Below are 11950 nucleotides of genomic sequence, written 5' to 3' on the forward strand. Positions count from 1 at the left end.
GCGTGATTTCCGGGAATCTTGGGGACCCGTCGTTCGTCCTTCACTACGGGAAACGAAGGCGGAATCGGCCACAGGAGCCGCATGCCGCCCCCGGGTGGCGTAAAGCGGCGCAAGCCGGGCAGCCAGAGGGGAGCCGTGTCGTGGGACACGGGTGAGCTGTCTGCCGGCGGTGGGGAGTGACATGGCGATGGGTACGGCGGAGCGGCGCGGGGCGCCGGAGGGCGGTGCGACCGGGGTGACCGGGGTGACCGCACCAAGGGCCGCCACGGCACCGGAGCACGGCGTCCCGGCGGCCGGGCCGGACACGGAAGCGGGTGAACGGCGGTCGGGGTACCGACCGTTGTGGCACGAGGAGCCCGCTCGGCGCCGGCGGATGCCGGATCCGGTGCGTACGGCCGCGGTACGGGCGGTCCTCGTGGTCTCCGTGACGCTGATACTGGCGATGGTGGCCTTCCTGTGCACGCTGGCGGAGTCCTGGCTGGCGTTCCCGATGGTGCTCGCCAGTGTCGCGGGCACCGTGGTGGCCACCTGGGGCGTCCTGGACGTGTGGGTGACACGGCAGGTGTGGAACCAGCGGCACGGGGTGGTGTCGGTGCCGAGCAGCACCGCGCGGGCCATGCGCCGCGAGCGCCGTCGGGCGCGGCGGCGGGCCAGGGCCGCCGAGGCGGGCGACGGGCGGATAGGCCGGCGGGGCGGCGCGGGACAGTTGTCGCACCCCTGAGCGGCCGGACGGCACTCGCCCGGCCGCTCCCGCCCCGCCGGCGCCCACGGTTTGCTCACTCCTCGTCGCGCAGTCGGGCCGCCAGTGACGTCAGCGGCTCGGTCTCCTCGGTGTGCCCCAGGGCGGCCAGGCGGGAGACGGCCGCGTCGAGGCGGGCGAGGGCGGGGGCGGGGCGTTCGAGGTAGACGCCCTCCATGGCGGCCGCGAAGCGGACGCACTCGGCCCACTCTCCGGCGCGGTTGTTCTCCGGCCCCGGCTCGCCGACCAGGGCGAGGGCCTTCTCCAGTGCGGTCAGAGCGTCCTCGTAGGCGCCGGCGTAGGCGTTGACCCGCCCGTACTCGTAGGCCAGCGCGGAGTCCAGGGGTCGGCCGTGGGCCTCGTACCCGGCGGCACGGGCCCCGTCGGCGACCGTGCCCGCGTCGGCGAGGAAGGCGAGCGCGTCGGCCAGGCCCTCGGGGCCCTGCTGCTGGGCCTGGAGACGGGCCAGTTCGCGCAGGCAGTTGCTGAGCGCCTCGTGGCGCGGGGCTCGGGCGTGCGCGGTCAGCGCCTGGTCGGCCGCCTCCCGGGCCCGGCCGAACTCCCCGCCCTCGGCGAGGAGTACGGCCGTCTCCGCGGCGATCATGGCGTGGCTGCCCGGGTCGTCGTCCCAGCCTGCCGACTCGGCGGCCAGGGCGAGGAACTCCGCGGTGGCCGCCTTGAGGTCCTCGCCGGTGTGCAGTGCACGGGCTCGGGTCAGGCGCAGTTGGGCGACCAGCCGGTCGTCCAGCTCTCCGGCGACGACGTCGGGTTCGGCCAGCACGGAGTCGAGCAGGGCGATGCAGTCCTCTACGCGGCCGAGGTCGAGGCTGAGCGTGGCCGCGTTGCTGTAGGCGCAGTACGCGTCGAAGCGGTCGCCGCGGCGGAGGTTCAGCTCCGCGGAGCGGGTCAGGTGCCGCAGCGCGTCGTCGGGACGGCCCAGGTGCATGCAGGCCTCGGCGAGGTCGCCGTGGAGGCGGGCGGTGTCGACGGCGTCGGCCGGCCAGTCGGCGGCCAGGCGCAGCGCCTCGCTCAGGTCCGCGTGGGCGGCCTGCGCGTCCCGGAGACCGAGCCGGAGCCGCGCGCGCAGTCCCAGGGCCCGGGGCAGGTGCCAGGCGGGACCGTGGGCGTTCAGCCGGTCCAGGAGCGCGTCGGTCTCGGCGAGCGCGGCGGGCAGGTCGCCGGAGATCGCGTGGGTGCTGGCCCGCAGCAGCAGGGCACCGGCGATCTGCCCCAGGACATCGTGCCGGGTGGCGAAGGCATGCAGGAGCCCGGCCTCGGCGAGGACCGGGGCGACGTGCTCGTCGCTCCCGGACGCCTGCAGGCGCAGGCCCAGCACGGTGGCCCTGAGCCGCAGCAGCCGGGCCTCCTGGTACGGGACCAGGCCGGGCGTCGCCTCGTGCAGGCGCACCATGGCGGCGTGCGCGTCGCTCAGCGCGGCGACCTTGGCCGCGGTGTCGTCGTCGGCACCGTCCGCCGGGGGCTGGGGCGGGGCTCCGGCGGGGTCCTGCGCGCGGACTCCGGCGGAATCCGGCGCGGCGGTCGTCGCGGCGGCGTCGGCGTCGGCGGAGCCCCGGGTATCGGCCGCGGCACCGGCGAGGGCCTCGGCGGCACCGTCCGAGGCCACCGCCCCCGGCAGAGACGCGGCGGGTGCGTCGGTGGCGGCACCGGCGGGCGCCCCGGACGTAGCCGGGGGCTCGGTGGCGGGCTGCGTGTCGGGCGCCGTCCCGGAGACCGTGGGCTCCCCGGCGGGAGCGTCCGCCAGGGCCGGAGCCGCCGCAGCCGAAGGCTCGACGCCCGCTTCGGCGGCGGACGGGGCCCCCGGCACCGCGGGCTCGGCGGCGGCCTCGGCGGACGCCCCGGCCTCCGCCTCCGCCAGGGCCGCGGCGGGCGCGGGTGCGGGTGCGTCAGCGGTGGGTCCGGCGGGCGCCCCGGACTTCGTGGACGGCTCGGTGGTGGCCCGCACGGGCGCCGGGGTCAGGGCCGGGGCCTCGGCCGTGGCGAGGAGGGCGTGGGCCCGGGCGAGTGCCGCGTGGGCCGGCGCTCCCGCCTCCTCGTACAGGCCGGCGGCCTCCTCGTACAGGGCGGCGGCCTCGGCGAAGTCGTCCTTCTCGCCCAGCCGGCCCGCCTCGTCGGCCAGCAGGTCGGCGCGCAGCCGCTCGAGCGGGCCCACGGCGGGGTCGTCGGGGTGCGTGTAGTCGCGGGCGGCGAGACGGGTGCGCAACTCCGCCCAGCAGGCCCGCGCGTCCGGGTGCCCCTGTTCGTCCAGCGCCCGTGCGCGGGCGACCAGTTCGGGCAGTGACTCGGGGACCGCGGGAGCCCTGCGGGCGGCGGGGGCGGCGACCGGCGCGGCCGGGGCCACGTCGTCGAGGCGGCGGGGGCGGAGGGTCAGTTCCAGTGCCTCCAGGAGCGGGGTGCGCTCGAGGCGGGCCACGCGGCGCTCCGTGTGCGCCGTGGTGCCGTTGCGGGCGTCGAAGCGGGCGGCCAGGTCGTCGGCGCGGCCGTGCACCTCGGCGCGCAGGCCGGTCACCGTCCAGGTGCGGCCCGGGTAGCCGGCGGCGGGCAGTTCGCCGTGGCCGAGTCGCTCGACGCGCTGGAGGAGGACCTCGACGCCGTTGAGGAAGTCGAGGAGCTCCAGCGGCGAGTCGACCTCGTCGAACAGGTTCCGGTTCTCGGCGAGCAGTTCCAGGCCGCGTGCCTCGTTGCCGGTCAGCGCGCAGAACTCCAGGTGCCGGCCGACCTCGCCGGACATCCCGGGGTTGCGGCGGCAGCCGCGGTACCCGGCGAGGTGCAGCTCCCGGGCCCGGTCGGTGTGGCCGGCGCGCAGCAGGGGCAGCAGGGCGTGGGCGATGGAGCGGGCGGGTTCCTCCTGGCACGACTCCTTGCCGGCCAGGACGGGCTCCCAGGTGCGCAGCGCCCGCTCGTCGTCGCCGGTCGCGAGGTGGTGGAGGGCGCGTTCGCAGATCTCGCAGGCCTCGCAGTCGCTGAGCGGGGTGCGCGTGCGGCCTGCCCACAGCTCGAATGCGAGGTCCGTGTCCTCGCCCACGTGGGCGGCGAGCCGGTAGGCCTGCCCGTAGTAGGGCTGGAGGCCGTGACCGGCCTTCTCGTACCTCTCGCGCATCTCGGTCAGCCACTGGCGCAGGCTCGTCAGGGGTATCTCCGGCAGCGCGCGCAGGGCGGCGGCCACCCACTTGAACCGCCAGAACACCAGGTGGCGCAGGTTCTCGTCGAAGACGTCGGGCTGCTCGTCGAAGAGGGTGAGCAGCCGGGCGAAGGCCACGGGCGACTTGCGGGGCTCGGAGCCGTACGTGTACGCCTCCTGGAGTTCGAGCAGCGCGCGCACGAGCGGGAGCGGCTCGCCGAACTGCTCGGCGGCGTCGGCGAGTTCCTCGGCGGTGACGGTGCGCGTACGGCCGTAGGGGCGCCGCTGGTTGGCCTGGAGCGCCTCGTACAGCTCGTCGATGGTCTGGGGTGCGGTCGGCATCGTCAGTGGTCCTTGCGGAGGGCGTGGGCGAGGAGGTCGAGGAAGGAGCGGTTGATGAGGCTCGACTCGGCGGGCCTGAGCGGGCGCCGGGACAGCAGCGCCGCCTGTCCGTAGAGGGCTTCGGCGCTGGTGCGGGCCAGTTCCGGCTCGTCGATGGCGACGGCGGTGCGGACCAGCGGGTTGAGCTGGTTGAGGATGAGCTGGGCGCGCGGGACCTCCTGGCGCAGGGCGCCGAGGATGTCGCCCCACAGGCCGCCCTCCTGCTCCCGGGCGAGCTGGGAACGGGTGCGCTCGTGGCGGGCCTCGCGGCTGTCGACGAGCAGGGCGGGGGCGGAGGCGGGCTGGAAGGTGCGCAGCGCGACGTCGCAGTCGAAGACGGCGAGGGCCTCGCGGGCCCGGGCGAGGTAGGCGGCCGCGGCCAGTTCGGTCTCCCGGTCGACCGGGTCGAGGTGCGCGGTGAGGGTGGCCGGGTCGAGGTCGGCGACGCTGGTCTCGGGCCTGATCTCGGGCAGCCGGTGGACCAGTTCGCGGTCGTAGGTGTAGCCGCCGTTGACGACGCCGAGCCCGGCGGCCGAGGCGATCGCCGCGACCTGCCGGAACTCCTCCACGTTCGCGGTGACGAGCACGGTGCGGTGGGTGCGGGCGAACTCGTCGAGGGTGGTGTGCCCGTCGGTGGTCTCGAACGGCAGCCAGGGCAGCAGCATCCGCAGGATCTCGTCGTCGTGCACGGCGAGGGACTTCACGGCCAGGTGGTGGACGTGCAGGAAGCGGGCGAGCAGGTCGGGGTCGCCGGCGGCGGCCCGGGCGATCCAGGCGCGCAGCTTCTCGGCGAGGGCGTCGCGGACCGCGGCGAGGGTGTCGTCCTCGTACAGGGACTCGCGGGACGCCGTCGGGCGCAGGCTCTCGGCGTCGACGACGCAGCGGACGAAGAACGCCCACTCGGGCAGGATCTCCTCGGCCTGTTCGGACAGCAGCATGCCTTTGACGTGCACGCGGTGGCCGTGGCGGCGTCCGGCCGGTACCGACTGCGGGAGTACGCAGGCGATGCCCTTCAGGCCCACGGCCGGCAGGTCCAGTTCGATGGTGTCCAGTGGCGTGAACCCGAAGACCTCCTCGCCGTACGCGGCCAGGGCGCGCGCACGGGCCCCGGGGGTGGGGTGGGCACGGGCCCAGGGCGCGGGCTCGGGGTTCACGGCGGTGCCCGTGCCGCCGCCCGTGCCGTCGTCGAAGGTCACGGGGTGCCGCAGCAGGGAGCCGAAGTGCCGGGCCAGTGCCTGCACCTGGGCCGGCCGGGTCCACTCCCCGGCGTCGGCGCGGGGCGTCAGCGTGACGGTGGTGCCGGGCCGGGGCCGGGCGGAGGAGCGCAGGGTGCGGATGGTGTAGCTGCCGTCGCCGCGTCCGCGCCACTCCACGGCGGGCGCGTCGGGGGTCCGGGCGGAGCGGCTCAGGACGTGGATCTCGTCCGCGACCAGGAAGCAGGAGAGCAGTCCGATGCCGAACTGGCCGATGAAGTCGCCGCGTTGCTCGGCGACCTGCTCGGCACGCTTGCTGCTGCGGCCGATCGTGGCGAGGAAGGTGTGCACGTCGGCCTCGGTCAGGCCGACCCCGTCGTCCTCGACCCGGACGACCGAACCGTCGGCGTACAGCCGGATGCCGAAGGCGCCCTCGGGGGCGGCCGGTTCGAGGGTGTGCCGGGCGGTCAGCGCGTCCACCGCGTTCTGCAGGAGTTCGCGCAGGTAGACCCGGGGGCTGGAGTACAGGTGGTGGGAGAGGAGGTCGACGAGGCCGCGCAGGTCCACCTGGAAGGTGCGGTCGGCGCCGGCCGGGTTGGAAGGGGCGTCGGGCAGAGTCATCGGGCAGTCCCGGGGTGGCGTGATGGAGGAGTGAGGGGCGCCGGGGCGGGCGCGGGGGGGGTGTGCGCCGGGGGCGCGGTAGGGCCGGCCCGGCTCAGGCGTGGCGGCGGAAGCGGGCGTACGCCTTCTCGGGCTGGGCCATGTAGCGCCAGGGCCAGGGCGTGTAGGCGCCGCCCAGCTCGTGGAAGACCCGCGGGGCGACGACGCTTTCCGAGGCCAGCGACAGGGCCATGGCGAACATGTTGAAGTCCTGCTGCCAGCCCGGGCCCCGCTCGTAGGCGGGGTGGAGGATGCTGTGCCGGGCGGCGTCCCGCAACTCCCTCTGGATGTAGGGCAGGTCGAGGCAGCTCGGGCTGTCCGACTCCACCCAGTCCTCGATGTGGGCCATGGCCACCACACAGCCGAGGCGGTGTCCCTCGGGAGCGTGGGTGAACGCCTCGCGGGCGTATCTCATCGCCTCCCCCGGTTCGCCGCCCCAGCGGGGCTGCATCTGGGACACGCGCTCCAGGTGGGTCTCCAGGTCCAGGGGGTCACGGCGCAGCGCGGCCTCGTACCGGGTCCGCTTCACGTCGTCCGGGAGCGACATGCCGCGGGCGGAGGTCAGGAGCCGGACCCAGGGGGTGACCCAGTCCGGGCGCGACTCGGCGGCGAGCAGCAGGTGTTCCTCGGCGATCTCGAGCCGTTCGTGGAAGACGCGCCACTGCTCCCGCGTGACGTTCGCGGCACGGTCGGCGGTCCGCGCCTCCCAGCCCCAGGCGATGTGGCGCGCCCCCGATATCAGCAGCGCGGTCGCCCGGTGCTCCGTGTCCTGCTCGACGGCCCGGCCGATCCAGTCCTGCACCCCGTCCAGGTCGGCCAGTTCACCGAGCACCCGGTGGTCGCGGCCGAGGTCGAACGGGGCCAGCGCGGCCTTCACCCCGGCCCAGTCCCCCGCGTCGGCGGCTTCCACCAGCGCCAGCACCCGCGTGTCGCCGAGGGCACGCACCGGATACGTCCCGTTCCGGCGCCCGCGCGGGGCGGGGAGGGCGTGCGGGTCCCCCGCCGGTCTCTCCCCCGCCTTGCCGAACAGCTTGCCGAGCATGTCGCGCCCTCCCCAGGTGCCGCTTGATCAACTGGAGCAGCATAGAGCGAACCTCTGACAATGCCTCCACTGCATTTCCACACCGGTTTCACGTGTGGAGCGTGGTCACGCGGGCGACTGTGCGGGGCGTTTGAACATGCGGGTCGCCGTGATCTCGCTGTGCACCGCCTCGCCCTCTCCCCCGGCGGCGGGGGCGGGCTGGGGCAGGCCCGGCCTCAGGTGCTCCTCCACGCTGATGTACTTCAGGCCCGCCCTCAGGTCGGCGTCGTTGCGCAGCCGGATGACCAGGGGGAACTCGGCCAGCGCGGTGGTGTCGAACAGGCCCGTGGTGTACAGGAGCTGAACGCCGAGCGCGTCGGACACGGCCCGCTGGAGCTCCAGCAGGTAGGTGGCGTTGGCGCGGCCGATGGGGTTGTCGAGGAACAGGGTGCCGGCGTGGCGGTGCCGGTCGCGGCCCCGGTCGTTGCTGCGCAGCGCGGCCATCGTGCAGTACAGGGCGATGGCGGCGGTGAGGAGCTGGCCGCCGGAGAAGACGTCGCCCATCTGCCCGACGGGGACGCGCTCGGCGCGCAGGACGGCGTCGGGCTTGAGGATCTCGACGGCGACGCCCTTGGGGTGCAGGGCGGCGGCGACGCCCCGCAGCAGCAGGGACATGCCGTCGCGGCGCAGGTCGGAGTTCTTCTTCACGGCGGCGCGGGTGGCCTCGTCGACGACCTCGCCGAGCCGCTCGGTGAGCGTGGCCTGGTCGGGCTCCTCGAAGCGGATGCGCAGGAACTCCTGTCCCGACCACTCGCCGAGCCCTTCCGGCAGCCGGGAGAGCCGCTGGGCGGAGCGGAGGGTGGCGAGGGCGGACTCGACCAGGCCGCGCAGGCGGTCCACGATCGAGTCGCGGTTGCGCTCCAACTGGGACAGCTCGTCGGTGAGGACGCGCAGCCGGGGCGCGAAGGCGTCCGCCCACTTGGCGGCGTGCTCGGGCAGCGCGGCGGCGGGCAGTTCGCGGATCTGCTGGCGGGCGGGGGTACGGACCTGCTCGTAGCGGGTGGAGTTGGCGTGCCGGACCAGGACGTCGCTCGCCTCGCGGACGGCGGCCTCGGCGGCGGACAGGTCGGCGGCGCAGCCGCGCAGCGAGCGGCGGGCCTCGGCGGCGGCCCTGCGGGCCTCCTCCAGGTCGCCCGCGTAGGGCTCGGGCTCGTCCTGCTCCTCCTCGGGCGCGTGGTCGCGCAGCAGGTCGCGCAGGAGGGCAGCGGTCTCGTCGAAGCCGCCCGCCGCGTCCTCGGCGGCGCGGTGCGCGTCGAGCAGTTCGGCGTGTGCCTCGCGGGCCCGGGCGAGCGCCTCGGTGCGGGAGGCGAGTTCGGCGGTCGCGGTGCGCAGCAGGCTCTGGGCGTGCTCGGCGTCGCGCGGCTGGAGCTCCTCGGGCAGGTCGGTGTGGGTGTCGCCGTCCTCGGGCGCGTGCCGTTCGGCCTCGCCGCGCAGCCGGCCGAGCTGTTCGCTCGCGCTGGACATGCGGGTCTCCAGAAGCTGCACCAGTTCCTCGGCGCGGGCGGCGGCGGCCTGCCGGGAGGGCCCGTCGGAGCCGTCGGGCGACTCCAGGAGCTGCCCGGCGCGGGTGCGGACCTTGTTGCTGAGCCGGTCCAGTTCCGCGCGGGCGGCGCTCTCGTCGCTCTCCGCGCGGGCCTGTTCGGCGCGGAGGTCGGCGCCGACGCCGACCTTCTCGTACACCTGGGAGGCGGCGCGGTAGGCCTCGCGCAGATCGGGCAGGGACGCCTTCGCCCTGGGCGCCTCGGCGCCGTCCTCGCCGGCCTCTTCGGGTACGTCGTCGGGGGCGCCCGCGATCTCGGCACGCTCGGCGCGCAGGGCCCGCGCGGTGCGGCGGGCGTCGTCGGCGGCGCGCTGGGCGGCGCGCCGGTCCTCGTCGGCGGCGCGGGCCCGTTCCAGGCAGGCCTGGGCGCGGGCCTCGGCCTCGGCCGCCTCGTCGGCCAGTTCGCGGACCTTGGCCTGCCAGCCCGCGCGTTCGCGCAGCCGGAACGCGAGTCCGGCGAGGGCGTCGGCGGCGCGGCGGGCCTTCTGCGCGGCCTCCTGGCGCTCGTCCCGCAGGTGGACGGCCTCGGCGGCGCTCTCGTCGGCCTCGGCGCGCAGGGCGCGGGCCTCGGCCAGCTCGGCCTCGGTCTCCTCGGCGAAGGCACGGGCCTCCTCGGCGGTGCGGGCCAGCTCCGCGAGGCGTCCGGCGGGGCAGCCGGTGCGCCAGGAGGCGAGCCGTGCCGCCAGCTCACGGTCCTTGCCGAGGCGGGCGGCGAGGGTGCGGATCTCCTCGTCCCGCTCGCCCGCCCGGGCGCGCAGCGCGTGCCGCTCCTCGTCGGCGGCCTGCTCGTCGTGCATGGCCGGGTTCGGCGGTACGAGGAAGACGTCCCCTGTGCCGGACCCGGCGGCCGGCGCCGGGGCGAGCAGGGCGGCGGCCGTGCCCACGGCGACGGCGGAACGCGGCAGCAGGGCGGCGTCACCGAGGACCTCGCGGGCACGGGTGTGCGAGTCGGGGTCGGTGATGATCACGCCGTCGACCAGCTCGGGCCGGGCGGCCAGCACGCGCGCGTGGTCGGCGGGGTCGACGGCCTGGGCGAGGTAGCGCCAGCCGGGCAGGGCGGGGATGCCGTGTTCGCCCAGGAACTCGACGGTGGCCAGCACGTCCGGCCCCGGCGGCAGCAGTCCGCCGTCGCCGAGCGCGCCGAGGATGCGGGAGTCGTCGGCGGCGGCGGTGCGCAGCTCGAACAACTGGCGTTCGGCGGCGGAGACGGTGCCGTCGAGCAGTTCGCGCAGTTCGTCGGCGAAGCGGTCGAGTTCCTCGGGGCCGAGCGCGCTGTCCGGGGCGCCGGGAGCGGCGGCGCGGTCCTGGTGGTCGGCGTCCCTGCGGGGCTGGGGGATGCCCGGGCGGGCTCCGGTGGCCAGGCCGAGCAGTTCGGCGAGCCGTTCCTCCGCGGCCAGTGCTTCGGCGGTGCGCCGTTCGCCCTCGTGGGCGCGCTCGGCGGCGGTGGCCGCGTCCGCCGCGCGGGCTGCGGTCAGTTCGGCGCGGCTCTCGGCGGCGGCGGCCTCGCGGGCCTGCTCGGTGGTCCGGCGGGCGGCTTCGCGGGCGGTGTCCCAGGCGGCGACGGCCGTCTTCTCCGCGTCGCTGGCGGCGAGGGCCGCGCGGGCGGGGTCGGCGTCGGGCGCGCTGTCGTCCAGCCAGCCTGCGCGGACGGCCTCGGCGGTCTCCTGCTCGACCTCGGTGAGGCGCTGGCGCAGGTGCCCGGCCTCGCTGCGGGCGCGCTGGGCCTCGGTGGCGGCGGTGGTGGAGTCGCGGTGGGCGGCGTCGCTGACCTCCTGGAGGGCGGCGGACCTCTCCTCCTCCTCGTTGGCGTGCTGCTCGGCCTTTCCGGCGGCCGCGTGCAGGGCGCGGACGAGGTCGACGGCGGCCCTGGTGCGGGCGGCGAGGGCGGGGGCCGCGTCCCGTTCTGCCTCCTGGATGGCGGTGGACACGCGGGCCACGCGGTCGGCGGCGGCGCGGTGGCGCAGTACGGCCTCCGCGGCCTGCCAGGCGGCGTGCAGGGTGCGGGCGTCGGCCAGTTCGCGCTTCTGCGCCGCGGCGGCCTTCTCGGCGCCGGCCAGGGCCAGGGAGGCGTGCCGGTAGGCGAGTTCGGCGGCGATGAGACCGCTGCGGTCCCGGGCGGACTCGGCGTGGGTGACGGCGTACGCGGCGGCCGTGACCCGTTGGGCGAGGTCGCCCGCGCGGACCCGTTCCAGGGCACCGCGGGCGGAGAGCCGGCGGGCGAGGTTCCTGGTGCGGCGTTCGGCTGCGGTGTGGATGTCCCGGGCGCGGGCGCGCCCCTCGGCGGCCTCGACGATCCGGCCGAGAAGGTCGACGGACCCGGCGGTGAAGTCCCGTTCGGCGATCAGCTCGGCGCGCCGGCCGAGCTTGTTGCCGAAGCCGCCGACCAGGTCGGCGAGGCCGTCGGTGTCGCGGGTGTCGGTGACGGCGCGCAGCAGCAGGTCGGTGAAGTCGGAGTCCTTCTTGACCGCGAAGAGACCGGCGGCCTCGCCCTCGTCGGCGTTCATCTCGCGCTGGTAGCGGAAGAGTTCGGGGTCGAGTCCGAGGTCGCCCAGGTGCTCGTTCCAGCGGTCGTGGATCTCCTCCCAGTGCACCTCCAGGTGCGGGTAGGCCTTGCCGGCCTCGGTGAGCGCGTCCCGGAAGCCCTTCATGGTGCGCCGCCTGCCCTGCGCGCCGGAGGCGCCCTCGACGGGCGGGCGTACGGCGGTGGCCTCGGCGACCGGCAGGTTGTCCAGGGTCAGTCCGGGGCCCGGCCGGAAGGAGTACCAGGCCTCGGCGAACTTCCGCGGGTCGCCCGAGACCTGCCGTCCGCGCCACTCGCTGACCTTGCCGACGACGACGCACTCGCCGGTCTGCACGTGCTGCCATTCCAGCGCCACGTGCCCGCAGTCGTCGGCGAGCAGGAACTTGCGCAGCACACCGGAGCTGGCGCCGCCCAGGGTGTTGCGGTGGCCCGGCAGCATCACCGAGAAGATCAGCTTGAGGAGGACGGACTTGCCGCCGCCGTTCTCCAGGAAGAGCACGCCGGCGGGCGCGGGCCGGCGCGGCGGGCCGACCGGCTCCTCCTCGAAGAACTCCGCCTGCGTGGGCGCGGGATCGGGCACGGGCTCGCCCACCCCGCGCAGGTCAAGCACGGTGTCGGCGTAGCGCGCACCGGCGGGTCCGATGGAGTAGAGGCGGACCCGGGACAGCTCGTACATGGCGGACTCTCGTAAGTCTT

Annotated in this window: 5 protein-coding genes; 1 reads left to right on the plus strand and 4 read right to left on the minus strand. The window is 76.0% G+C overall.

All coding sequences use genetic code 11. The features are described 5' to 3' along the window. Positions 1 to 187 precede the first annotated feature (187 nt). Positions 188 to 721, plus strand: a complete 534-nt coding sequence (locus IG88_RS0116465; protein ID WP_078861523.1) for a hypothetical protein — start codon at positions 188 to 190, stop codon at positions 719 to 721. A gap of 55 nt (positions 722 to 776) precedes the next feature. Here IG88_RS0116465 and IG88_RS44290 read toward each other — a convergent pair whose 3' ends face one another. The 4 genes from IG88_RS44290 to IG88_RS0116485 all read right to left on the minus strand — a co-directional run bounded on the left by IG88_RS44290 (position 777) and on the right by IG88_RS0116485 (position 11930). Next, positions 777 to 4220, minus strand: coding sequence for a hypothetical protein (locus tag IG88_RS44290; protein ID WP_031041040.1), 3444 nt, complete (start codon positions 4218 to 4220; stop codon positions 777 to 779). Positions 4221 to 4222: 2 nt separating this feature from the next. After that, the gene (locus IG88_RS0116475) at positions 4223 to 6073 is read right to left on the minus strand and encodes an HSP90 family protein (RefSeq protein WP_031041043.1); all 1851 of its coding nucleotides are present in this window, start codon (positions 6071 to 6073) and stop codon (positions 4223 to 4225) included. Between the two features lie 94 nt (positions 6074 to 6167). After that, positions 6168 to 7154, minus strand: a complete 987-nt coding sequence (locus IG88_RS0116480; protein ID WP_031041047.1) for a hypothetical protein — start codon at positions 7152 to 7154, stop codon at positions 6168 to 6170. A gap of 105 nt (positions 7155 to 7259) precedes the next feature. Then, positions 7260 to 11930: a hypothetical protein gene (locus tag IG88_RS0116485; RefSeq protein ID WP_031041050.1), complete on the minus strand. Its 4671-nt coding sequence runs from the start codon at positions 11928 to 11930 to the stop codon at positions 7260 to 7262. Between the last annotated feature and the right edge of the window lie 20 nt (positions 11931 to 11950).

The sequence above is a fragment of the Streptomyces sp. NRRL F-5650 genome (assembly GCF_000721365.1).
In the GTDB taxonomy this organism is placed as follows: Bacteria; Actinomycetota; Actinomycetes; order Streptomycetales; family Streptomycetaceae; genus Streptomyces; species Streptomyces ardesiacus.

What these genes read in the sequence shown, in the direction of transcription:
- IG88_RS0116465 (WP_078861523.1), top strand. Translation starts at nt 188, where the DNA reads ATGGGTACGGCGGAGCGGCGCGGGGCGCCGGAGGGCGGTGCGACCGGG.
- IG88_RS44290 (WP_031041040.1), bottom strand. Translation starts at nt 4,220, where the DNA reads ATGCCGACCGCACCCCAGACCATCGACGAGCTGTACGAGGCGCTCCAG.
- IG88_RS0116485 (WP_031041050.1), bottom strand. Translation starts at nt 11,930, where the DNA reads ATGTACGAGCTGTCCCGGGTCCGCCTCTACTCCATCGGACCCGCCGGT.
- IG88_RS0116475 (WP_031041043.1), bottom strand. Translation starts at nt 6,073, where the DNA reads ATGACTCTGCCCGACGCCCCTTCCAACCCGGCCGGCGCCGACCGCACC.
- IG88_RS0116480 (WP_031041047.1), bottom strand. Translation starts at nt 7,154, where the DNA reads ATGCTCGGCAAGCTGTTCGGCAAGGCGGGGGAGAGACCGGCGGGGGAC.